This window comes from Curtobacterium poinsettiae, from assembly GCF_047226435.1.
GTDB classification, from domain to species: domain Bacteria; phylum Actinomycetota; class Actinomycetes; order Actinomycetales; family Microbacteriaceae; genus Curtobacterium; species Curtobacterium poinsettiae.
In genome coordinates, this window is record NZ_CP178434.1 from 2,590,492 (window position 1) to 2,611,052 (window position 20,561).

The 20,561-nt window shown below is 72.6% G+C and carries 22 protein-coding genes, 1 pseudogene and 1 riboswitch; of the genes and pseudogenes, 8 read left to right on the forward strand and 15 right to left on the reverse strand.

Translation table 11 applies throughout. The features are described from left to right. Window positions 1-129 precede the first annotated feature (129 nt). Window positions 130-711, forward strand: a complete 582-nt coding sequence (locus ACL00U_RS12160) for a TetR/AcrR family transcriptional regulator (RefSeq protein WP_017888566.1) — start codon at window positions 130-132, stop codon at window positions 709-711. Between the two features lie 155 nt (window positions 712-866). Here the strand turns inward: ACL00U_RS12160 and ACL00U_RS12165 are convergent, their stop codons facing one another. The 5 genes from ACL00U_RS12165 to ACL00U_RS12185 form a co-directional block, all read right to left on the reverse strand. Continuing rightward, a complete protein-coding gene (locus tag ACL00U_RS12165; RefSeq protein ID WP_017888565.1) occupies window positions 867-1,481 on the reverse strand; it encodes a superoxide dismutase in 615 nt (204 codons plus the stop codon). A gap of 44 nt (window positions 1,482-1,525) precedes the next feature. Further along, on the reverse strand, window positions 1,526-2,035 hold the full coding sequence (locus ACL00U_RS12170) for a flavin reductase family protein (RefSeq protein WP_412873441.1): 510 nt from the start codon (window positions 2,033-2,035) through the stop codon (window positions 1,526-1,528). 141 nt (window positions 2,036-2,176) lie between these two features. After that, window positions 2,177-3,700 carry an MFS transporter gene (locus ACL00U_RS12175; protein ID WP_017888563.1) on the reverse strand — a complete coding sequence of 508 codons (1,524 nt, stop codon included), beginning with the start codon at window positions 3,698-3,700 and terminating at the stop codon, window positions 2,177-2,179. A 213-nt stretch (window positions 3,701-3,913) separates the two neighbouring features. Further along, window positions 3,914-4,921 (reverse strand): LacI family DNA-binding transcriptional regulator, encoded by a 1,008-nt coding sequence (locus ACL00U_RS12180; protein WP_042538087.1) that lies wholly within the window; start codon window positions 4,919-4,921, stop codon window positions 3,914-3,916. Then, window positions 4,900-6,936, reverse strand: coding sequence for an aldo/keto reductase (locus tag ACL00U_RS12185; protein ID WP_017888561.1), 2,037 nt, complete (start codon window positions 6,934-6,936; stop codon window positions 4,900-4,902). Before ACL00U_RS12185 ends, ACL00U_RS12180 begins: the two co-directional genes overlap by 22 nt. A gap of 155 nt (window positions 6,937-7,091) precedes the next feature. On the opposite strand from ACL00U_RS12185, the gene ACL00U_RS12190 reads away from it, so the two are divergent. Both ACL00U_RS12190 and ACL00U_RS12195 read left to right on the forward strand, forming a co-directional pair. Then, a complete protein-coding gene (locus ACL00U_RS12190; protein WP_017888560.1) occupies window positions 7,092-7,640 on the forward strand; it encodes a TetR/AcrR family transcriptional regulator in 549 nt (182 codons plus the stop codon). Window positions 7,641-7,706: 66 nt separating this feature from the next. After that, on the forward strand, window positions 7,707-7,877 hold the full coding sequence (locus ACL00U_RS12195) for a hypothetical protein (protein WP_017888559.1): 171 nt from the start codon (window positions 7,707-7,709) through the stop codon (window positions 7,875-7,877). Between the two features lie 91 nt (window positions 7,878-7,968). Here the strand turns inward: ACL00U_RS12195 and ribH are convergent, their stop codons facing one another. The 5 genes and pseudogenes from ribH to ACL00U_RS12220 all read right to left on the reverse strand — a co-directional run bounded on the left by ribH (window position 7,969) and on the right by ACL00U_RS12220 (window position 13,513). Further along, on the reverse strand, window positions 7,969-8,448 hold the full coding sequence (ribH, locus tag ACL00U_RS12200; protein ID WP_071252031.1) for a 6,7-dimethyl-8-ribityllumazine synthase: 480 nt from the start codon (window positions 8,446-8,448) through the stop codon (window positions 7,969-7,971). Between the two features lie 23 nt (window positions 8,449-8,471). Next, window positions 8,472-9,134, reverse strand: a pseudogene (ribB, locus tag ACL00U_RS12205) (3,4-dihydroxy-2-butanone-4-phosphate synthase); the annotation flags it as partial. After that, the gene (locus ACL00U_RS12210; RefSeq protein WP_042538091.1) at window positions 9,134-9,808 is read right to left on the reverse strand and encodes a riboflavin synthase; all 675 of its coding nucleotides are present in this window, start codon (window positions 9,806-9,808) and stop codon (window positions 9,134-9,136) included. The pseudogene ribB and the gene ACL00U_RS12210, both read right to left, overlap by 1 nt. Before the next feature lie 94 nt (window positions 9,809-9,902). Further along, window positions 9,903-10,037, reverse strand: a riboswitch (FMN riboswitch). 251 nt (window positions 10,038-10,288) lie between these two features. Beyond that, on the reverse strand, window positions 10,289-12,088 hold the full coding sequence (locus ACL00U_RS12215; RefSeq protein WP_412873442.1) for a hypothetical protein: 1,800 nt from the start codon (window positions 12,086-12,088) through the stop codon (window positions 10,289-10,291). 87 nt (window positions 12,089-12,175) lie between these two features. Further along, entirely contained in the window at window positions 12,176-13,513 is a 1,338-nt protein-coding gene (locus tag ACL00U_RS12220) for a hypothetical protein (protein WP_412873443.1), read from the reverse strand. A 111-nt stretch (window positions 13,514-13,624) separates the two neighbouring features. Here ACL00U_RS12220 and ACL00U_RS12225 point away from each other — a divergent pair, with 111 nt between their 5' ends. Then, window positions 13,625-14,056 carry a GNAT family N-acetyltransferase gene (locus tag ACL00U_RS12225; RefSeq protein ID WP_017888555.1) on the forward strand — a complete coding sequence of 144 codons (432 nt, stop codon included), beginning with the start codon at window positions 13,625-13,627 and terminating at the stop codon, window positions 14,054-14,056. 43 nt (window positions 14,057-14,099) lie between these two features. Here the strand turns inward: ACL00U_RS12225 and ACL00U_RS12230 are convergent, their stop codons facing one another. Together ACL00U_RS12230 and ACL00U_RS12235 are read right to left on the reverse strand one after the other, a co-directional pair. After that, complete coding sequence (locus tag ACL00U_RS12230; RefSeq protein ID WP_017888554.1) at window positions 14,100-14,627, reverse strand: Lrp/AsnC family transcriptional regulator; 528 nt, start codon at window positions 14,625-14,627, stop codon at window positions 14,100-14,102. A gap of 9 nt (window positions 14,628-14,636) precedes the next feature. After that, on the reverse strand, window positions 14,637-15,203 hold the full coding sequence (locus ACL00U_RS12235; RefSeq protein ID WP_042538093.1) for a TetR/AcrR family transcriptional regulator: 567 nt from the start codon (window positions 15,201-15,203) through the stop codon (window positions 14,637-14,639). A 122-nt stretch (window positions 15,204-15,325) separates the two neighbouring features. On the opposite strand from ACL00U_RS12235, the gene ACL00U_RS12240 reads away from it, so the two are divergent. Both ACL00U_RS12240 and ACL00U_RS12245 read left to right on the forward strand, forming a co-directional pair. Then, the gene (locus ACL00U_RS12240; protein ID WP_214518810.1) at window positions 15,326-16,801 is read left to right on the forward strand and encodes an MFS transporter; all 1,476 of its coding nucleotides are present in this window, start codon (window positions 15,326-15,328) and stop codon (window positions 16,799-16,801) included. A 177-nt stretch (window positions 16,802-16,978) separates the two neighbouring features. Then, a complete protein-coding gene (locus tag ACL00U_RS12245) occupies window positions 16,979-17,428 on the forward strand; it encodes a phage holin family protein (protein WP_194589791.1) in 450 nt (149 codons plus the stop codon). Window positions 17,429-17,489: 61 nt separating this feature from the next. On the opposite strand, the gene ACL00U_RS12250 is transcribed toward ACL00U_RS12245, so the two are convergent. Together ACL00U_RS12250 and ACL00U_RS12255 are read right to left on the reverse strand one after the other, a co-directional pair. Continuing rightward, complete coding sequence (locus tag ACL00U_RS12250) at window positions 17,490-17,996, reverse strand: hypothetical protein (RefSeq protein ID WP_017888550.1); 507 nt, start codon at window positions 17,994-17,996, stop codon at window positions 17,490-17,492. 39 nt (window positions 17,997-18,035) lie between these two features. Further along, window positions 18,036-18,425 (reverse strand): DUF5997 family protein, encoded by a 390-nt coding sequence (locus ACL00U_RS12255; protein ID WP_017888549.1) that lies wholly within the window; start codon window positions 18,423-18,425, stop codon window positions 18,036-18,038. Window positions 18,426-18,458: 33 nt separating this feature from the next. Here ACL00U_RS12255 and ACL00U_RS12260 point away from each other — a divergent pair, with 33 nt between their 5' ends. Together ACL00U_RS12260 and ACL00U_RS12265 are read left to right on the forward strand one after the other, a co-directional pair. Beyond that, window positions 18,459-19,262, forward strand: coding sequence for a LysR family transcriptional regulator substrate-binding protein (locus ACL00U_RS12260; protein ID WP_259552845.1), 804 nt, complete (start codon window positions 18,459-18,461; stop codon window positions 19,260-19,262). After that, complete coding sequence (locus tag ACL00U_RS12265) at window positions 19,259-19,729, forward strand: GNAT family N-acetyltransferase (RefSeq protein ID WP_017888547.1); 471 nt, start codon at window positions 19,259-19,261, stop codon at window positions 19,727-19,729. Before ACL00U_RS12260 ends, ACL00U_RS12265 begins: the two co-directional genes overlap by 4 nt. Before the next feature lie 151 nt (window positions 19,730-19,880). Here ACL00U_RS12265 and ACL00U_RS12270 read toward each other — a convergent pair whose 3' ends face one another. Next, window positions 19,881-20,561 carry a DJ-1/PfpI family protein gene (locus ACL00U_RS12270; protein WP_017888546.1) on the reverse strand — a complete coding sequence of 227 codons (681 nt, stop codon included), beginning with the start codon at window positions 20,559-20,561 and terminating at the stop codon, window positions 19,881-19,883.

The window sequence follows — 20,561 nt, forward strand, 5'->3', positions numbered from 1 at the left end:
TCCGTTTCTATCGGTGGAAACGGAGGGTGCACCAAGGATATGCCTCCTGTCAGGTCCGCTCCCGAAACTGATATACCGATGCTAGTATGTGAACGGTCGCGCGACCACCGCCACGACGACGGAGATGCCATGCCCAGGAAGCCCGACCCGACCCGCAAACCCGCGATCCTCGAGAAGGTGGTCGACCACTTCGTCGAGACCAAGATCGAGGACGTCACGGTCCGGGGCCTCGGCCGTGTGCTCGGGACGAGCGCCTACCCCGTCGTGTACCACTTCGGCTCGCGGGACGCCCTGATCGACTCCGTCGTCGAGCACCTCGCGGCCAACCGCCCGGCGACGGCGCTCGATCCGGCATCCGATGTGGATGCCCTCGCCGATCACCTGGTCGCGACCTTCGGCGGACTCGACGACCCGCACCGCGCGTTGGCCGCACGACTCACCTTCGAACTCGGATCGGTCGAGTCCCTCGACGGGCGCGACCGACAGCGCCGTGCGCACCGCTGCCACGTCGCGGCCATCCGGGCGTGGTGCCGCGAACACGGTGCCGACCCCGTCCTCGCCGAACGAGCTGCCCAACGCACGGTGATGGCCGCACGCGGAGCCCAGTGGAGCGCGCTGGTCGACCGTGCACAGACCGACGTCGACGCCGCACTGCGTCGCATCGCCCACGACCTCGCCGCCGGTGCGCCCGGCCGCGACGCCGTGCGCTGAGCCCGCGTGGCGGCGTCCCCACGACCAACCGATCGCGTCCCCGGCAGTCGCGCCCGGCCCGGAGCGCCCCGGGACCACGAACGGGAGGCACGGTGCCAGCTGGCACCGTGCCTCCCGTTCGTCAGGTCGTCACCGTGGTGACCCGCCGACGCGGATCAGAGCGTGACGAACCGCTGCGACTTCGCGTTCTCGAAACGAGCGGCGACGTTCTCCCAGTCGACGATGTTCCAGACGGCCTTGACGTAGTCCGCCTTGACGTTGAGGTAGTCGAGGTAGAAGGCGTGCTCCCACATGTCGAGCATGAAGATCGGGACGAGACCGAACGGGATGTTGCCCTGCTGGTCGAAGAGCTGGAACGTGGTGAGCTTCTGGCCCACGGTGTCCCAGGCCAGCACGGACCAGCCGGAGCCCTGGATGCCGTTCGCGACGGCGGCGAACTGCGCCTGGAACTGCTCGAACGAACCGAAGAACTCGTCGATCGCCGCGGCGAGCTCGCCCTCGGGGACCTTCGTGTCCGGACCGAGGTTGGTCCAGAAGATCGAGTGGTTCACGTGACCACCGAGGTGGAACGCGAGGTCCTTCTCGAGCTTGTTGATCGCACCGAAGTTGCCCGACTCACGGGCCTCACCGAGCTGCTGCAGCGCGGTGTTGGCACCGGTGACGTAGGCCTGGTGGTGCTTGTCGTGGTGCAGCTGCATGATCTTGCCGCTGATGTGCGGCTCGAGCGCGGCGTAGTCGTACGGCAGTTCCGGCAGGGTGTACTCAGCCATGTGAGGTCCTTTCGATCAGTGGGTTGTGGACGCGGCTCCGCGGCTCACGAGAGCCGGGAACGATCGGTGAGGGAGTGGAATTCCCGGTTGTGGTAGACCAGCGGCTCGCCACGGTCGGCTCCGACGACGATGTCGAGCACCTCGGCGACGACGACGGTCGAGCTGCCGATCGGGGTCGTCGACAGCGGTCGGCAGCGGAGGGCACTCGCCGCACTCGGCAGGTAGCGGTCGCCGGACGGCAAGGTGCCCCAGATCGGGTCGTCGGCCGCCGGGCTGCCCGTCGAGGCGAAGCGCTTGGCCAGTGCGACCCCGAGGGAGTCGACCAGGTGCACGACGAAGATCGGCGCACCGAGCACGACCCCGGCCGAGCCGGAGTTGGTGGAGAGCGAGAAGACGAGGACGGGTGGGTCGACGGCGACGCTCGCGACGCTCGACGCGGTGAGGCCGGTCGGTCCGTCCGGGCCTTCGGCCGTGATGACGGCGACGCCGGCAGGGTGCCCGCGGAACGCGGACTTGTACGCGTCGGCGATGGTGGCCGCTGCTTCGTCGGGCATGGTGATCGTGGTCGTTCCTTCGGGAGGGGCTGCCGTCACTCGGCGGCTGTCACCCAACGTATGACCTGAACCCTGGTTGAGGTCAACGATTCACAGGTTCGGGCACGGCCGGGCGCGCCGTGGCGACGACTCCGCGCCCGCTCAGCGGCGCTTGAGCATGACGAGCGCACCCGCTGCCGCCACGACCATGAGCACCGCCGCGACGCCCGCGGTGATCGTCACGCCGGAGTCGAACGCCGCCCGTGCCGACTCGAGCAGTGCCTGCCCGGCGCCACCACCGAGCTGACCGGCCGCGGCGACCGCGCCACCGAGGGTCTCCTGTGCCGCGACGTGCGCCGACGAGGACAACCCGTCGGGCACCACCACGTGCGCCCGGTAGGTCGTCGCCAGGATCGTGCCGAGGACCGCAGTGCCGAGCACGGCGCCGATCTCGTACGCCGTCTCGGACATCGCCGATGCCGCACCGGCCTTGTCCGCCGGGGCCGTCGAGATGATGAGGTCGTTCGTCACCGTCTCGGACGCCCCGATGCCGATGCCGAGCAGCACGAACGCGAACGCCAGGGCCGCGATGGACGCGTGGTGTCCGAGGACCGCGACGAGGGCGTACGCCGCCGCCGAGAACAGCAGCGCCACCGACACGACCCACCGCGGTGCGACCCGGGCGACGACCGGCACGACCGCGAGCCCGGCGACGATGGTCAGCACCGACCCCGGGATCAGCACGACGCCGGACGCGAACGGATCGAGCCCGGCCACGAGCTGCAGGTGCTGGGCGATGAAGAACAGGAACCCGGTGAGCGAGAACATCGCCGCCAGGTTCATCAGCACGCTGCCGGTGAAGGCCGTGCTGCGGAACAGCCGCAGGTCGAGCATCGGCGTGCGGGACCGCAGCTGCCGGCGGACGAACGCGATGCCGCAGACGACACCGACGGCGAGCATGGCGATCGCGAGGCCGCGCTCCTCCGGGTGCACGACGGACTTGATGGCCCAGGCGATCGGTGCGAGGGCTCCGAGGGACAGGAACATGCTCGGCAGGTCGACCGGCCCGGGCAGCGGGTCGCGGGACTCCGGCACGCAGAACGGCACACCGACGAGCATGAGCACGAGGATCGGCACCGCGACCAGGAACACGCTGCCCCAGTGGAAGTGCGCGAGCAGGGCGCCACCGACGAGCGGGCCGAGCGCGTTGCCGGCGGCGAACATCGTCGACCAGACGGCGAGCGCCATCCGCCGCTCCCCCGCGTCGACGAACACGTTGCGGATGATCGACAGCGTGGCGGGCATGAGCATCGCGCCGAAGACCCCCATCGCGATCCGTGCCGCGACGAGCATCCAGGCGTCGGTCGCGAAGGCCGCGGCCACCGAGAACAGGGCGAAGCCGGTCGCGCCGATCACCAGGATCCGCCTGCGGCCGATCCGGTCGCCGATGCTGCCCATGACGACGAGCAGTCCGGCGAGCACGAGCGGGTACGCGTCCACGATCCAGAGCTGCGTGGTGGCGTCCGGGTTCAGCGCGCGGCTGATCGACGGCAGCGCGAAGCTCAGGATGGTGTTGTCCACCGAGATGAGCAGCACCGGCAGCATGAGCACGGCGAGCGCCAGGAACCGTCGGGCGCGGCTCCCGGTGACGCGGGTGGCGACGGGGCTGGTGAGCAGTGCGGACACGGCGGACTCCTGGGACTTCGAGCCGGACCAGGTCGACGGCGGGTGGTACGTGGGGCAGACGAGACGGGACGCGGGATGGACACGCGCCCCGTCAGGACTCCGTTAGTGTACCGTCCGGACGGTTTTGGTTGCAAGTGCAACTGACGACGGCCGGGAGGCCCGTGGCGGTCGTGCCGTCTGCCGTCGGGCCGTCCTCTGGTCGCGTTCTCGGACCTACGCCGATTCGCGGAGCAGCAACCGGTGTCGCACCGTGCGCTCCACGGCTGCGCCGGAGCGCGGCAGCTCGCCCGCGAGCATGCCGAGCGCGAGGTCGAGGGCCTGGCCGGCGACCTCGTCCAGGTCGACGGCCAGCGTGGTGAGTGTCGGCGCGACGAGCGTCCCGAGCGGCAGGCCGTCGACACCGACCACGCGGACGTCACCGGGGACGTCGACGCCGGCACGACGGCACGCCGACAGCACGCCGAGGGCCAGCACGTCGTTGAACGCCAGGACCGCGTCCACACGGCGGTGCTCGGCGAGGATCCGCTCGGTCTGCTCGGCACCGGCCTCGGCGGTGGGCACGGACGCGATGACGAGGTCGGGCAGGTACCCGCGGTGCCGCAGCGCCGCGACCATGCGCTCCCCCCGCTGGCTCGGCACACCGTCGGCGGCGGCGTCGAGCACGACGGGGTGCTTCACCCCGGTGTCGACGAGGTGGTCGGCGAGGTCCTCGATCGCGGCGGTCGGGTCGATCCGGACCGCGGCGCGGGTCACCGGGCCCGAGGGGTCGAGCTCGACGACGGGGACCGAGCCGAGCCGTTCGATCCACTCCGGCGCCCGGGACCCGAGGTAGCCGATCACGACGTCGGTCTGCGCGCCGAGGGACTCCACCATCCGGTCCGAGTCGCTCGCGAGCCCGACGTCCGCGAGCATGACGTTCCACCCGCGAGCGGCGGCCAGGCCGAGCACCGCCGACGCGAGCGCGGGGGCGTAGGGGTTCCGCAGGTCGTTGACGACGAGTCCGAGCTGGTGGTCGCCGCCGGTGACGAGCCCGCGGCCGAACCGCGACGGCCGGTAGTCGAGCGCCGCCGCGGCCTGGAGCACGCGGTCCTTGGTCGCCGCGCTGATGCCGGACATGCCGTTCATCGCGCGGGTGACGGTCTGCCGGGACACCCCGGCGGCCGCGGCGACGTCGATGATCGTCGCGCGGCCGCCCGGGGTCAGGCGCGGAGGTCCAGCCATGCCACCTGTTCCGGGGTGAGGTCGACGGAGAGCCCGGTCATGGACGACCGGGCCTCCGCGATCGTACGGGGTCCGAAGAGCGGGAACGTCGGGAACGGCTGGTGGAGCACGTACGCCAGGGCGATCGCCGTCGCCGGGACGCCGAACTGCTCCCCGAGTTCGCGTGCACGCCGGAGCCGCTCGAAGTTGTCGTCCGAGTAGTAGCAGCGGACGAGCTCGGCGTCACTGGTGTCCTCGGGCGTCGCGCGGCCGGTGAAGAAGCCGCGGGCCTGCGACGACCACGGCAGCAGCGGGACCTGGCGCTCCTCGAGCCAGGCCTTCGACGCGGCGTCGGTCGCGTGCTCGCAGCCGTCCCACGGCACGTCGTACGCCTCGGCGAGACCGAAGTGGTTGCTCAGGACCTCGAACCCGTGCTTCCCGTTGGCCCGGGCGTAGGCGTTCGCCTCGTCGAAGCGTGCGGGGGTCCAGTTCGAGCCGCCGTAGACGCGGATGCGGCCGGCACGACGGTGCTCGTCGAGCACGTCGACGAACTCCCCCACCGGGATGTCCGGGTTGTCCCGGTGCATCATGTAGATGTCCGCGTAGTCGGTGCCCTGTCGGTCCAGGCTCTCGAGCAGCTGCCGGGTGATCGACTCCGGGTCGCAGTGCGGGGTGTGGGCCCCCTTCGTGATGACGACCACGTCCTCGCGGATCCCCCGGTTCTGGATCCACTTCCCGAGCCGACCCTCGAGCACCCCGCCGCCGTAGATGTACCCGGTGTCGAAGACGTTGCCGCCCTGCTCGACGAACAGGTCGAAGATCGCGCTGGCGTGGGCCAGGTCGGGCTGGTTGTCGACGCCCATCACCAGGCGGGACATCCGCTTGCCGACCCCCGGCACCTCGCCGTACCGCATCGGGTTGCCGTCCTGCACGGCGAGCGGTCGGCCGGACACCGTCGGGATGTCGGCGGACTCGGCCTCGAACGGGTAGCGCAGGCCGATCGCCGCGCGCCACCGGTCGAGCGTGCGCGCGGTGGCGAGGGTCTCGTCGATGGTCATCTGCGCTGCCTCGACCGCACCGGCACGCAGGGCGTCGGTGGTGGCGTCGGCCTCTCGGGCGTAGGGGTGCTCTCCCGCGAAAGAAAGCGAACGAGGGGGTTCGTCGACCGTGCGGATCTCGATCGTGGGGTCGTCGCCGAGCGTCCAGGGGTCGGTGAGGACGATGCGGCCGCGCGTGCCGTACACCGACACCGCGTTGTCGTCCTGCACGGAGACGCCGGTGCGGACCGAGGCCGTGACCCCGCCCTTGTAGGTGAGCTGCGCCACCGTCCACTCGTCGACGCCGGTCGGTCCGAGCGTGCCGGTGGCGGTGAGGTCCACGGGCTCGGCGACCGCGACCCCGGTGGCGGCCTGCACGATCGCCGCGGCCATCGTCACCGGGTAGCCGCCGACGTCGAGGATCCCGCCGCCGGCGGTGTCGACGTCGAACAGCCGCCCCGTGCGCTCCCCCGTCCGGAACGCGAACGAGGCGTCGATGTGGGTCACGTCGCCGATCACGCCGTCGCGGACCAGGTCGACCAGCGCCGCGGTCTGCGGGTGGAAGCGGTACATGAACGCCTCGACGAGCGGCAGGCCGGCCTGGCGAGCGGCATCGGTCAGCGCCATCGCGGTGCCGTGGTTCACGGCGAGGGGCTTCTCGCACAGCACGGCCTTGCCGGCCTGGAGTGCGGCGAGCACGAGCCGGGCGTGCCCGGTGTGCACGGTCGACACGTAGACGGCGTCGACGCGCGGGTCGGCGAGGACCTCGTCGTAGGTGCCGGCGGTCACGTCGGCGAACCCGTACCCGGCAGCCTCGTCGGCGAAGACCTGTGCGCGTTCGGTCGAGGAACTGCCGGCCGCCACCAGGACGCCCCCGCTGGCGGGCAGCTGCGAGAGGAAGCGTCGGGCGATGCCGCCGGGGCCGAGGACGGCCCACCCGGGGCGGTCCGTGGTGGTCGGGGTCGGAGTGGTGGCGGTGTTCGCCGTCTGCGCTGACATGCGGATCCTTGTCGTCTCGTGAACCTTCACGGTCGCTCCGACCCTAGCCCCTGCGGGCGCGATCAGCAACGGGCACACGGCACTTCGTGAGCGTTCACGGCGACTGCGGCCGTGCTGGCGTCCGCGCCCCCGGGAACTGCTCCTAGACTCTCGGCATGGCCAGTGCCCGCGACCGTGTCCTCGACAGCTTCGTCGCCATCGTGTGCGAAGAGGGCGAGCGCCCCGCCACCCTCGACGCCGTCGCCGCGCGCGCCGGTGTCTCGAAGGGTGGGCTGCTCTACCACTTCGGCTCGAAGGCCGCCCTGGTCGAGGGGCTCTGCGAACGGCTGTCGGACCTGTCCGCGATCGACGTCGAGCGCATGCAGGACGCCGAGGACGGCGCCGCGCGCTACTTCGTCCGCAACTGCCTGTTCGTCGGCAGCGAGCTCGACCTCGCCCTGCTCGCCGCGAGCCGCCTGCAGCAGGCCGGCTACGAAGAGGCGGGTCGCACCCTCGACGACACCGAGAACGCCTGGCTCACGACACTCGTCGACGCCCTGGGTGACGAGCCGACCGCGCAGGCCGTCAAGCTCCTCGGCGACGGGCTGTACCACCAGGCCTCACTCGGGGCCGCGAGCGAGGTCCGACCGAAGCGCGGCAGCGTCGACATGGAGACCCTGCTCGCCGTCGTCGACCGTCTGATCGCGACCCGACCCGGCGCGTGAACCGGCACACCCCCTGCTGGGGATAGACTGGGGAACGATCCACTCGTCGACACCCGGAGGTATCCCGTGGGCCGCGTCATCGCCGCTGTTTTCTCGATCCTGCTGCTGCTGGTGTCGATGTACCTGTTCGGGTTCGCCTTCCAGGTCGAGTCGGGCCAGGCCTTCGTCTTCATGGCGGGTGTGCTCCTGATGAGCCTCTCCTTCTTCCTGCCGATCCACGTGTTCGGCAAGCGCTAGCGGGCGCAGCCGCTCGACGAGCGCAGACAGAACGGCCCCGCACCTCACCGGTGCGGGGCCGTTCTGCGTGGAGCGTCAGGCCGAGAGCAGCTCAGACCAGGACGCGCAGCGACCGCAACGTCACCGCGGTGCTGATCGCGGCGTGTGCGGCCTCGGCGCCCTTGTCCTCCTTGGAGCCGGGCAGCCCCGCACGGTCGAGGCCCTGCTGCTCGTCGTCCAGGGTGAGCACACCGAACCCGACGGGCTTGCCGGTGTCGATCGCGACCTGCGTCAGCCCGGTCGTCGCGGCGCCCGAGACGTACTCGAAGTGCGGGGTGCCACCGCGGATGATGACGCCGAGCGCGACCGCGGCGTCGAAACCGGCGCCGAGCGCGGTCTTCGCGACCACGGGCAACTCGAAGCTGCCGGGGACGGGGATGACGTCGGCCGTCGCCCCGAGCCGCTCGACCTCGCGCTGCGCCCCGGCCAGCAGTCCCGCAGCGATCGTGTCGTGCCACTGTCCGGCGATGATGGCCACCCGGATCCCGGTGCCGTCGACCTGGTCGCGGTCCGCCGCGCCTGCTCCGCTCATCGTGTCGTTCCTTCCGTGGGCGCGGCAGTCGCTGCCGCCGCCCGGTCTGCCGCGTCCAGCCACTCGGCGAGCGCAGCGATGGTGATGACGGGCACGCCTTCGCGCGCCCCGAGTGCGACGAGCGCCGGCAGTCGCATCATGCTGCCGTCCTCGTCGACGATCTCGCAGATCGCCGCAGCGGGACGGAGTCCGGCCGCGGTGACGAGCTCGATCGCTGCTTCGGTGTGCCCGGCGCGCTCGCGGACCCCACCCGGTCGGGCGCGCAGGGGCACCACGTGGCCGGGTCGGTGCAGGTCGTCGCGCACCGAGTCCGGGTCGGCGAGGACCCGCAGGGTGCGGGCGCGGTCGTGGGCGCTGATGCCCGTGGTCACACCGACGGCCGCGTCGACGGTGACCGTGTAGGCCGTACCGCGGACGTCCTCGTTGTGCGCCACCATCGGCGGCAGGTCGAGCGCATCGGCGATCTCGGTGCTGACCGGCGCGCAGATGAACCCGGACGAGTGCGCGACCGTCCAGGCGATCCACTCCGGCGACGCGAGCTCGGCGGACAGGATGACGTCGCCCTCGTTCTCACGGTCCTCGTCGTCGACGACGATGACGGGGCGGCCCGCCGCGATCGACGCGATCGCGGTCTCGATGCTCGACGAGCCGAGCGCCTGCGGGACGGTGCCGGCCTCGGCGACCATCACCGGGCCTCCGATCCGGCGGTCTCGAGCGGCTGCGCGGCGGTCTCGAGGGACTGCGCCGCGGCGTCGAGCCGCAGCATGCGGCGGACGTGCCGGGCCAGCACGTCGGTCTCGACGTTCACCCGGTCACCCGGCACACGGAGCCCGAGCGTCGTGGCCTCGAGCGTCTCGGGGATCAGGCTCACCTCGAACCAGGCGGCGTCGGGGTGGGTGTCCTCCGGGGAGACGGCGCTGACCGTGAGCGAGACCCCGTCGAGCGCGACGGAGCCCTTGTCGACCACGAGCGGGCTGAGCGCCGGCGCGAGCGAGAACCGCACACGCCGCCAGCCGTCGCCGTCGGAGGTCTCGAGCACCGTGGCGGTGCCGTCGATGTGGCCCTGCACGATGTGTCCGCCCAGGCGGTCGCCGACCGACGCAGCGCGCTCGAGGTTCAGGCGGTCCCCCACCCGGAGTGTGCCGTGGGCGCTCATGTCGAGGGTCTGCTTCATGACGAAGGCGGTGAAGGTCTCGGGGGTCTGCTCGACGACGGTCAGGCAGACACCGCTCGTGGCGATCGAGTCGCCGTGCCGGGCGTCCTGCACGACGACGGGGCCGTGCACGGTGAGCGCGACGGAGTCGCCCTGCTGCTCGACGGCGGTGACGGTGCCGAGTTCCTCGATGATGCCGGTGAACACTGGTGTCCTCTCAACGGGACTCCGGGGGCGTTCGACGATCGTCGGCATCGACGGACGGGTCGCACCCCACGGGTCGTGGAGTCGTCCTGTCCGCCCAGCGCGCCTCCCATCCGGACTTTCACCGTCGGTCCCGGATTTCCACCGGGTCAACATCTGGCGGGTTCGCACCCGTCGTCAGTTCGTGGACTGTCACCACCGGCTCGGATTTCCACCGACCCCGGAGCGCTTGCGTAGTCGGAACGATACCCCAGGCCGCTGACGGCCGCGCCCTGCTCGTGAGCGCCGTCGTAACCGGGCGTCTCCCCCGGACGGGTCCTGCGTCCGCGGTGTCCGTCGTCCAGACCGCGACGATCCACGAGTCGATCGACGAGCGGTCCGTCGGAACTTGCACACGCATCCGATGCGCCGACGTGACCGGAGGTCTCCCCCGGCACGGTGACGAGGGGCGCCACGGTGTGACGCCCCTCGATCACCCGGCGGTCAGTGCCGGCGACGGAGCACGAGCGTGCCGGCTCCGGCGAGGAGCAGCAGGAGCGCGAACCCGGCCGGCAGGACCGGCGAGCCGGCTCCCGTGTACGCGAGCTCCGGCTGGCCGTCACCGGCCGCGGCGGCCGCCGCGACGGTCCCGGCGCTGGTCCGGACCCCGCTGGTGGCGGCGGTCGTGGTGGTCGCCACGCCCGCTGTGGAGGCCCGGGTCGGCTCGACGACGTCGACCACACCCACGGGGGTGGTCACGGTGCCGGGCTCGGTGCCGGTTCCGGGGTCCGTCCCGGTGGGGACGGTTCCCGGGTCGGTCCCGGGGTCGGTGCCGGGATCCGTGCCGGGGTCGGTCCCGGGGTCAGTACCCGGGTCGGTTCCGGGGTCCGTGCCCGGGTCGGTTCCGGGGTCCGTGCCCGGGTCGGTCCCGGGGTCAGTACCCGGGTCGGTGCCGGGGTCCGTGCCGGTGCCGGTGCCCGGGGTGGTGCTGGTGCCGTCACCGACGATGCCGGTGCCCGGGGTGGTGCTGGTGCCGTCACCGACGATGCCGATCCCGTTGCCACCGATGGTGACCGGCAGGCTGATCACGGGGGTCACCTGCGTGCCGGAGAGCAGACCGCCGTCACCGGAGGTCGTGCCGCCGGTCGTCGGTGTCGTGGAGCCGGTACCGGTGGCCGGAGCCGTCGTGCCGGTGCTCGTGCCGTCACCGACGATGCCGATCCCGTTGCCACCGATGGTGACCGGGACGGCGACGACCGGGCTGACCTGCGTGCCCGACGCTGTGCCGTCCGAACCCGAGGTCGAACCACCGGCGGCCGGAGCGGTCCCGGTGCCCGTGGTCGTGCCTGCGGGCGGAGCCGTGCTCGTCGAGGTACCCGTCCCGAGCAGTCCGATGCCGTTGTCCGCCACCGTGACCGGGATCGAGACCACCGGTGACACCTGCGTGCCCGAGGCCGTCCCGTCCGAACCCGAGGTCGAACCACCGGCCGCCGGGGCGGTCCCGGTGCCCGTGCTCGTGCCTGCGGCCGGAGCCGTGCTCGTCGAGCTGCCGTCACCGAGGACGCCGATGCCGTTGCCACCGATCGTCACCGGGACGTCGACCAGACCGGTCACCTGGGTGCCGGAGAGCAGTCCGTCGGTTCCCGAGGTGGTCGGCGCTGCCGGGGCCTCGGCGGCCGGGGCCGTCGGGGTCGTCGGTGCCGTCGCCTCGGGGGCGGTCGATGTCGACGTGCCGTCACCCAGGACGCCGATGCCGTTGCCGGACACCGTCACCGGGGCCGTCACGGTCGGGGCGACCTGGGTGCCGGAGGCGGTGCCGTCCTCCCCCGAGGTGCTCGGAGCGGGAGCCGCCGGGGCCGGAGCGGGAGCCGCCGGCGCCGGGGCCGGAGCCGGAGCAGCCGCGGGGGCAGCCGCGGGGGCGCTCGTCGAGACCGCGTCGCCGCCGACGGCCACGGCGTTGCCCCCGACCGTCACCGGTGCTGCGACGTCCGGCACCACCTGCGTGCCGGAGAGTGTGCCGTCCTCGCCCGAGGTGCTCGGGGACACGGCGGCGGGCGCCGGAGCAGCCGCCGGGGCCGGGGCAGCGCCGGCCGAGCCGGTCACGGTGGACACTGCGTCACCGAGCACGCCGATCGCGTTGCCGCCGAGGGACACCGGAGCGTCCACGGAGGGCACCACCTGGGTGCCCGAGACGGTGCCGTCGGCACCGGATGTCGTGGCCGCGTTCGCCGCAGCCGTGCCGCCGAGCGTGAGCCCGCCGACGAAGAGGGCGAACCAGAGCCCTCTGGAGACGTACTTGTTCATGGTCGTGCTCCCTGATCGAGATCGTCACCGACCGCGGACGCAGCCGGGATGTGTGCGTGCCTGCCGTGGCGGACAGGCGCACCGATCTCAGTCAGGGGCGACGTCGTGCTCGCCGACGACCGATGCGGGGACCGCGTCGTCGGAGAGCGTGCCGCGAGACCCCGCGGCGAGGGAGACGATGTCGTCGGTCGAGCCGACGATGCCGACGGCTGCTGCGCCGCCGGAGGTCGAGGAGGCACTGCCACCGAGCACGCCGGCGTCGGCTCCGTCGAACGGGAGCCCGTGGCCCTCGCCGTCCTCGGGGACGAGCAGCGCGTGTCCGCCGAGGGTCGCGTCCTGCACATCGACGGCCGTGACGACCGGACCGACCGTGGCCGTCGTGGCGGCTACGTCGACCGGCACCGACGGCCGGAGTCCGGCTGCGCGGTCGCCCACCGCACCGGCGGCGACGACACGCGCCGATGCGGGTGCGGTGGGCACCGTGGCGCCCTGCGTGGCGACGGTTCCGGGCCGGACGGGGACGTCGGCGACCGGCGCCGACGGGACGGGCCCGGCGGGCGGGTTCGAGCCGCCGCCCACCGGGAGTGCGGGGACGTCGACGACGGGATCCGTGCCTCCTGGCAGGGCGCCGCCCACGGACGGGACAACGCCCTCGACCATGGCAGGGACGGTGCCGACGGTCGTGCCGACCGAGCCGAGCGTGTCGTCGACCAGGCCCGTGACCGGACCGGTGACGGTGCCGAGGGTGTCGTCGCCGAGGACCGTCCCGACCACCGGGACGCTGCCGACCACGTCGTCGACGGTGTCGACGACGGCGGTCACGGGGCGTGCGCCGGTGACGTGTTCCACGGTGCCGGTGACGGGACGCAGGACGTTCGCGACGGCGTCGGTGACCGGCCGGGAGGCACTGGTCACCTGGTCGACGACCTGTCGCACCGGGCGCGTGGCCGGGTCGGCCGCGGGGGCGGTCGTGGTCGGCTGGGCAGCCGGTGTGGAGGCGACCGGAGCGGGGCTCGACGGGGCCGGGGCGGCAGGCGCGGGAGCGGCGGGAGCAGGTGCGGCGGGGACCGCGGCAGGCGCCGGGGCTGCGGGAGCAGGCGCCGATGTTGCCGGTGCCGGTGCCGGGGCTGCGGGAGCAGGTGCCGGTGCCGCGGGTGCCGGCACGACGGCCTTGCGGACGGGGTCCGTCACGCCGCCGACGACCTTGCCGACCTCGCCGGTCACCCCCTGCACGGTGCCACCGACGCCCTCGACCACGTTGCCGACGAGTCCGCGCTGCTCGGCAGCAGGCGGGGCGGTCGTGGCGGCGGATGCCGGGCGCGCGCCGAGCAGCAGGGACAGCAGCACGAGGGCAGCGAGGGTCCCGACGCCCAGCAGGACGATGCGGAGTGCGGCGCGCCAGGGTGCGCGCAACGGGTTGTCCATGCGCTCACCTCCTGATCTCGGCTGCGCACGTAGAGTGGTTGATCGGCAATGTACGCCGATCCGGTCCGGAACACACCCTGTTTCGGAAGAAATACTCAGGAAGGGCCGTCCGTGGTCTCGATCTTCAACGCTCCGACCCGCAACCTGGACATCGTCACGCTGCACGAGATCCTGCGGCTCCGGCAGGATGTCTTCGTCGTCGAGCAGGAGGCCGCGTACGGCGACATCGACGGCCGCGACCTCGAGCCGGGGACGGTGCAGTTCTGGGCCGGCAACGGCTCGGTGGACGCGACCCTGCGTCTGCTCCGCGAGCCCGACGGCACCGAGCGCATCGGCCGGGTCGCCACCGCGCAGCATGCCCGCGGGCAGGGACTCGCCGGGCAGCTCATGGAGGCGGCGATCGCCGAGTCGCGCTCGCCGAGCATCGCCCTCGGCGCCCAGTCCCACCTGGAGCAGTGGTACGGCCGCTTCGGATTCGTGCGTTCCGGGGACGAGTACCTCGAGGACCGCATCCCGCACATCCCGATGACGCGGAAGCGCTGACCCGGAGCTACTGCCCCGGGGCCCCTGACGCGGGGTTCGTGCCTCAGGCCCGCCAGCGCCGCAGTTCGTCGAACGAGCGGCCCTGGGCGGCGCGGTCGGCGACGAGGCGTTCGAACACGATGTTCGTCTGCGTCGTCGCCACCGAGGGGTCACCGCTGAGCTCGTCGGCGACGAAGTCCCGGAGCTGCTCGGTCGACTCGCACGCGATGTGCACGAGGAAGTCCTTGTCCCCGGCCAGGAACGACACGTCCTGCACGACCGGCACCCGCAGCAGGCGCTTCGCGAAGTCCCGCAGTTCGTGGCGAGCGGCGGCGTGCACGCGGACGGACACCATCGCCTCGATCGAGAACCCCAGGCGCGCGACGTCCACCTCGGCCCGGTAGCCGCGGATCACCCCGGCGTCCTCGAGGGCACGGACCCGGGCGAGGCACGTCGAGGGCGCGATGCCGACCGCGGCCGCGAGCCGGTTGTTCGGGATCCGGGCGTCCGCGGCGAGGGTCCAGAGGATGCGCTCGTCGACCTCGTCCAGGCGCGGAGCGGGGTCGGGGCGACGTGCGGGTCGGTCGGACACCCCTCGACGCTACCGCGGCGGCGCGAGCAGGGCGCGGAGGGCGTCCTCGAGCGCCGCCGACACGACGGCGTCGGCGGCGGATGCCAGGGGTTCCACCGCGGTGGACTGCCGGAGCATCGACATCCCGAGCACCACCGCGAGCGCGATCTCGGCCCGGACGAGCAGCGCGTCGGACCCGGCACCGCCGACGGTGCCCGCGAGCCGTTCGGCGTAGCGACGCAGCGTCTCGCGGCGGATGGCGTCGGCACCGTCGTCGCCGGAGGACCGGAGCAGGAGCATCAGCTGCAGCGAGTCGTCGTCGGTGGGCGTCCGCACGATGTGGGTGATGATCCCCGTGAGCGCCCGCTCGAGCCCCTGTTCGCTCGTCTCCTCGGCGCCCAGGTCACGGACGACGCGGTCGAGGCAGGCGCGGAACAGCCCTTCCTTCGACCCGAAGTACCGGTTGATCAGGGCGACGTTGACCCCGGCGTCCCCGGCGATCTCGCGCACGGTCGTCGCGCGGTACCCGTCGAAGGCGAACCGTCGGCGGGCGGCCTGCACGAGCAGGAGTCGGGTGGCCGCGGCGTCCTTGCTCATGGTGCGCAGCCTAGCGGTCCTCACAGGGATGTAAGCAAGCGTTGACATGCGGTCGTTCCGGCGTACGCTCGTGATGTCAGCAGTTGTTTACATCGCCATCGACCACGAGGACACGGAGCACGATGACCGACACCATGCAGAGCCCACGGACCGGCTCGCACCCCACCACGAACGGGCGCCGGCCGAACAGCACGGCGATCATCGTCTCCCTGTCCCTCGGCGGCCTGTCCTTCGCGGTCCTGCAGTCGCTGGTCGCCCCGGCGCTGTCGACCATCGGACAGGACCTCGGCGCCTCCACCAGTGCGACGAGCTGGGTGCTCACGGCCTACCTGCTCTCCGCCTCGGTGCTCACGCCGATCCTCGGTCGCCTCGGCGACATGATCGGCAAGCGCAAGGTCCTGATCGTCGTGCTGTCGATCCTGCTCGTCGGGGCCGTGCTCGCCGCGCTCGCGCCGAACCTCGGCGTGCTGATCGTCGGACGGGCACTGCAGGGCGCCGCCGGTGCCGTGATGCCGCTGTCGATCGGCATCGTGCGGGACGAGCTGCCGAAGGAGAAGGTCAGCGTCACGATCGGTCTGCTGTCGGCGATCTTCGGGATCGGTGCCGGTGTCGGCATCGTCGCGGCCGGACCCATCGTCGAGCACCTGTCCTGGCACTGGCTGTTCTGGCTCCCCGCCGTGCTCGTCGTCATCGCGCTGCTCGGGGCGGTCTTCGGCATGCCGGAGTCCCCGGTGCGGAAGCCCGGACGCCTCGACATGGCCGGCACGTTCGTCCTGGCGGTGTCGCTCGTCGCGATCCTGCTCGCCGTCAGCGAGGGCGAGACCTGGGGCTGGGGCGACGCCAAGACCATCGGCCTGCTGGTCCTCGGCGCCGTCGCACTGGTCGTGTTCGTCCTCGTCGAGCTGCGGGTCGCCGAGCCGCTCATCGACGTGCGGCTCTTCGCCGTCCGCGGCGTCTGGACCGCCCACGTCGTCGCACTGGTCTTCGGGTTCGCGATGTTCGGCACCTTCGTCCTCGTCCCGACGCTCCTGCAGCTCCCGACGGCGCTCGGCTACGGCTTCGGCAAGGACGTCACCCAGGCCGGGCTCTTCCTGCTGCCGACCGTCGTGATGATGGTGGTCGCCGGGCCGATCGCCGGCGTCCTGGTGCGCAAGGTCGGCCCGAAGCCGCCGATGCTCATCGGCGGGTTCGCCATCGTCGCCGCGTTCGTGCTGCCAGCCATCGCACACGCCGAGCTGTGGCAGGTGGTGGCCTCCGGCGTCCTGACCGGCATCGGCATCGGCATGGCCCTGGCAGCCTGCTCGAACGCGATCATCGAGAGCGTCCCCGCGAACCAGACCGGCGAGGCCATCAGCGCCAACACGGTCGTCCGCACCATCGGCTCGAGCGTCGGCACCGCCGTCATCGCCGCGCTCATCACCTCGCACAGCACGCCGCAGGGGCTGCCGACCGACGACGCCTTCACGATCGGGTTCTGGGCGTGCACCGGGGTCGCGGTCGTGGCCGTGCTCGCAGCACTCGTCGCCCCGTCGATGCGTGCCCGCCGCGCAGCGGCCGCCGCCCGCGGGATCGACGACCTCGAGGAGGTCACCGAGTAGCGCGGTGGACCCGGCCACCCCGCCAGGCCCGTCCTGCGTCGTCGACGCGGGGCGGGCCTCCGCGTCCGTTGCACAACCTGGGAACGCACCGCACGCACGCGCGGCGGCGTGACGATCATCGGGTCGGTCGCGTCCTGTCAGGGGACGCGGACCGCCGCGCCCGGACAGGAGACCCTCATGAGCAGCACCGATCACGACGACACCACCGCACCCGGCCGGCCGTCGTTCCGCGACACCGTGACCGCCGGACTCGTGCAGAAGGCCCTCGAGCCGGTGCTGCGCGCGGTACGTGAGGAGGTCGCCTCGGCGCGGCGGGAGATCGGCGAGCGCGCCAGCGGTGCGAAGACCGGGCTGGTGCTCACCGGGGTGGCCGTCGGGTTCGCCCTGACGACCCTGGTCGCACTGGCGGGCTTCGCGGTGGCGCTGTTGGCCCTGGCCCTGCCGCTGTGGGCGGCGACCGGGATCACGTTCGCGGCGTTCGCGATCGTCACCGCGATCCTGTTCGTCGTCGGCCTGCGCGGGATCCGGCGCGGGGTACCGCCGGTGCCGAAGGACACGATCCGGGCGGCCAAGCAGCGGGTGACGCACGCGGCGGACGCCCCGGCGGACAGCGCCGCGCGCGACTGACGCCCCCGCTCCCGCCGTCGCTGCGGGCGCAGCCGCTGCTGCCGGCGCGGGCTGGGCTGGGCTACATCGCCAGGGTCATGCCGACCACGGCGACGGTCATCGCGAAGACCTCGCCGCTGCGGACGGCTCGCCGGTCCTCGCGCCCCCACTCGTACCGGAGCAGCCAGCCACTGAAGGCGCAGTAGCCGATCACGCCGGCACCGAGCACCGCGGACAGCGCGATGCCGTGCCCGGCGTGGTCACCGGCGACGCCCGAGGCGTGGCCCATCAGCAGCATCCCCGCCATCACGACGGCGGAGAGCGCGCGGTGCACGTCCATCGGCTCCGCACGGCGGCCGTCGGCGCGGCGTCGACGCATGACGGGCAGCGGTGCGAGCAACAGCAGCAGGGTGGCGGCGAACAGGGTCCACACGGCGCCGGCGTCGACGACGGGCATGAGCATCGCGACGAGCATCACGCCCGCCGGCACGATCACGCCCGGACGCGGCCGGTAGCGGTCACCGACGATGCAGCACACGGACGCGAACTGCGGCACGACCAGCATGGCGTCGGCGACGGTCTCGTGCACGTGGGGCGTCCTCGGTGCGGCGGAGTGGTGCGGGTGGGGTCAGTCCTCGGCGCGGGCAGCGGCCTTGGCGGCACGCTCCTGCTTCACGCGGGCGTTCTCGGCGTGCACGGCGGCCTGCGTCGCACGCTCACGGACGAGCCACTCGGGCTTCTGCTCGAGCAGCGTCTTGATGTCCGCCGTCGTCAGCGCGTCGTCGATCCCGGCGCGGCTCAGACCCGAGATCGAGATGCCGAGCTTCTGCGCCACGACGGGTCGCGGGTGCGGGCCGTCGCGTCGGAGGTCCTCGAGCCAGGTCGGGGGTTCGGTCCGGAGCTCGTCGAAGGCGGTCCGCGTGAGGGGAGCGCTCTGGAAGGACTCCGGAGCGGCCGTCAGCAAGATGCCGAGCTTCTTCGCAGCCGTCTCGGGCTTCATGGTCTGTTCCTGCGCCATGAGGACAAGGGTACGGCCCCTATGCTCGTCTGCATGACCGCGGCTCTCACCATCGCCTTCGTGCCGGGGGTCTCCCCCGCAAAGTGGGCCCGTGTCTGGCGGGATCGCTTCCCCTCCATCGAGCTCCGGCTGCGGCCGATCGGTGCCGACGACGTCGACGACACGCTGGCGGGCGAGGCTGACATGGTCTTCGCGCGCATGCCCGTGTCCGAGCGGCACAACGCCATCCCGCTCTGGACCGAGACGGCCGTCGTCGCGATGCCCAAGGACTCCCCCCTCGCCGAACTCGCCGAGGTCGACCTCGCCGACGCCGAGGTCCACGTGATCGACGCGGGCCCGGTGCCCGCCGACATCGACGGATCGCTCGACCTGGTCGAGGCGAACGTCGGCGTCGTGGTGCTCCCCCAGTCGCTGTTCCGCGCCGCCAGCCGCAAGGACCTGGTCGGTCGTCCGCTCATGGACGCCGAGGGCACGCGCATCGCGCTGGTCTGGCGGGACGAGGACGCCACCGAGACCACCGAGGAGTTCATCGGCGTGGTGCGCGGGCGGACCGCCAACAGCTCGCGCCAACCAGGAGGCCCGGATCGCGACGGCGACGACGACTCGCGTCCGGCTCGTGGCGGCGCCAAGGCCGGCTCGGGCGCCAAGGGCGCGTCGGGCGGGTCGGGTGCGTCGGGCTCCAAGGGCGCCGGCGGCGCCGGCGGCAAGGCCAAGGCGAAGTCACCCGGCAGCGGCAAGTCCGGCGCCGGCAAGAAGTCCAACACCGGCAAGGGGCCCACGCCCGGACGCGGCAAGATGCGCGGCAAGCCGAGCCGGGGCTCCAAGGGCAACCGATGACCGACACGCGGCTCGTCGCGATGCCGGCCACGCGCCTCCCGGCCTGGCTCCACCGCACGATGGCCGAGTACGTCGAGTCGCGGATGCAGGCGGGCGAGAGCCGCGAGCAGGCCGAGGCGAACGAGCAGCAGTCGCGGGACCGCTGGTTCCCGGACGGCTCCCCCGCTGACGGCCACCTGGTGTGGGAGGTCCTCGACCAGGACGACACCGTCGTCGGGTCGCTCTGGATCGGGCCGTTCACGACGGGCAGCACCGACTGGTGGGTGTTCGACGTCGAGATCGACGAGGCGCACCGGCGTCGCGGGCACGCCCGTCGCGCGCTCGAGCTCGGGCACCGCGCCGCTGCCGAACGCGGTGCGACGAGCATCGGGCTGAACGTGTTCGGCTACAACACGGGAGCGCAGGAGCTGTACGCGGCCCTCGGGTACCAGGTGACGTCGGCGCAGATGCGGAAGCCGCTGCGCTAGCGCAGGACAGCCGCGGGCGCGGCGCCGGTCACACCCCCCCGCCTGCATGGCCCCGAGCGGTCACGAAGTGTCGGCTGGCCGCGCCCGGAACGACGTGTCGTGACCACTCGGCGGAGACCAGCGGGGATTCGTGACCGTGTGGAGGTCCGCGTCAGCGCAGGACGGCTGCGGCGGCGCGGGTCACCCGGTCGCCGCGCGATTCCTCGGCTGCTGCACGGGCCCGGGCGATGACGACGGCGTCGGCGCGCTCGGCTGATCCGTGGTCGAACGGTGGCTGCGGGTCGTACTCGATCTGCAGCTGGATCGCCTCGGCCGCGGGGCGTCCGGCGAGCTCGGCCGCGAGCCACAGCGCCATGTCGATGCCCGCGCTCACCCCGGCGGCGGTGACGACGGCGCCGTCCCGAGCGATCCGGGCGTCGACCGGCTGCGCACCGAAGGCCTCGAGCATCGGCTTCGAGGCCCAGTGGGTCGTCGCGCGTCGGCCGGCGAGCAGCCCGGCGGCGCCGAGCACGAAGGCCCCGGTGCACACCGACGTCATCCACGTGGCGTCCTCGGCCTGGCGCCGGACGAAGGCCACGACGTCCGGGTCGAGCATCGCGTCGAAGGCACCGTCACCGCCGGGGACGACCAGCACGTCCGCGGCGCCTGCATCCTGGATCGTCACGGTTGGGACGAGCGCGAGGCCGCAGTCGCTCGGCACGGGGTCGAGCGTCGCCGCGACGTACTCGACGCGCGCGCCGGGCACGCGGCTGAGCACCTGGGCCGGACCGGTCAGGTCCAGCTGGGTCAGGTGCGGGAACAGCAGGAACGCGATCCGGATCTCGTCGGCCAT

What these genes read in the sequence shown, in the direction of transcription:
- ACL00U_RS12160 (WP_017888566.1), top strand. Translation starts at nt 130, where the DNA reads ATGCCCAGGAAGCCCGACCCGACCCGCAAACCCGCGATCCTCGAGAAG.
- ACL00U_RS12165 (WP_017888565.1), bottom strand. Translation starts at nt 1,481, where the DNA reads ATGGCTGAGTACACCCTGCCGGAACTGCCGTACGACTACGCCGCGCTC.
- ACL00U_RS12170 (WP_412873441.1), bottom strand. Translation starts at nt 2,035, where the DNA reads ATGCCCGACGAAGCAGCGGCCACCATCGCCGACGCGTACAAGTCCGCG.
- ACL00U_RS12180 (WP_042538087.1), bottom strand. Translation starts at nt 4,921, where the DNA reads ATGGCTGGACCTCCGCGCCTGACCCCGGGCGGCCGCGCGACGATCATC.
- ACL00U_RS12185 (WP_017888561.1), bottom strand. Translation starts at nt 6,936, where the DNA reads ATGTCAGCGCAGACGGCGAACACCGCCACCACTCCGACCCCGACCACC.
- ACL00U_RS12190 (WP_017888560.1), top strand. Translation starts at nt 7,092, where the DNA reads ATGGCCAGTGCCCGCGACCGTGTCCTCGACAGCTTCGTCGCCATCGTG.
- ribH (WP_071252031.1), bottom strand. Translation starts at nt 8,448, where the DNA reads ATGAGCGGAGCAGGCGCGGCGGACCGCGACCAGGTCGACGGCACCGGG.
- ACL00U_RS12215 (WP_412873442.1), bottom strand. Translation starts at nt 12,088, where the DNA reads ATGAACAAGTACGTCTCCAGAGGGCTCTGGTTCGCCCTCTTCGTCGGC.
- ACL00U_RS12220 (WP_412873443.1), bottom strand. Translation starts at nt 13,513, where the DNA reads ATGGACAACCCGTTGCGCGCACCCTGGCGCGCCGCACTCCGCATCGTC.
- ACL00U_RS12235 (WP_042538093.1), bottom strand. Translation starts at nt 15,203, where the DNA reads ATGAGCAAGGACGCCGCGGCCACCCGACTCCTGCTCGTGCAGGCCGCC.
- ACL00U_RS12240 (WP_214518810.1), top strand. Translation starts at nt 15,326, where the DNA reads ATGACCGACACCATGCAGAGCCCACGGACCGGCTCGCACCCCACCACG.
- ACL00U_RS12245 (WP_194589791.1), top strand. Translation starts at nt 16,979, where the DNA reads ATGAGCAGCACCGATCACGACGACACCACCGCACCCGGCCGGCCGTCG.
- ACL00U_RS12255 (WP_017888549.1), bottom strand. Translation starts at nt 18,425, where the DNA reads ATGGCGCAGGAACAGACCATGAAGCCCGAGACGGCTGCGAAGAAGCTC.
- ACL00U_RS12260 (WP_259552845.1), top strand. Translation starts at nt 18,459, where the DNA reads ATGACCGCGGCTCTCACCATCGCCTTCGTGCCGGGGGTCTCCCCCGCA.
- ACL00U_RS12265 (WP_017888547.1), top strand. Translation starts at nt 19,259, where the DNA reads ATGACCGACACGCGGCTCGTCGCGATGCCGGCCACGCGCCTCCCGGCC.
- ACL00U_RS12270 (WP_017888546.1), bottom strand. Translation starts at nt 20,561, where the DNA reads ATGGCCGACGAGATCCGGATCGCGTTCCTGCTGTTCCCGCACCTGACC.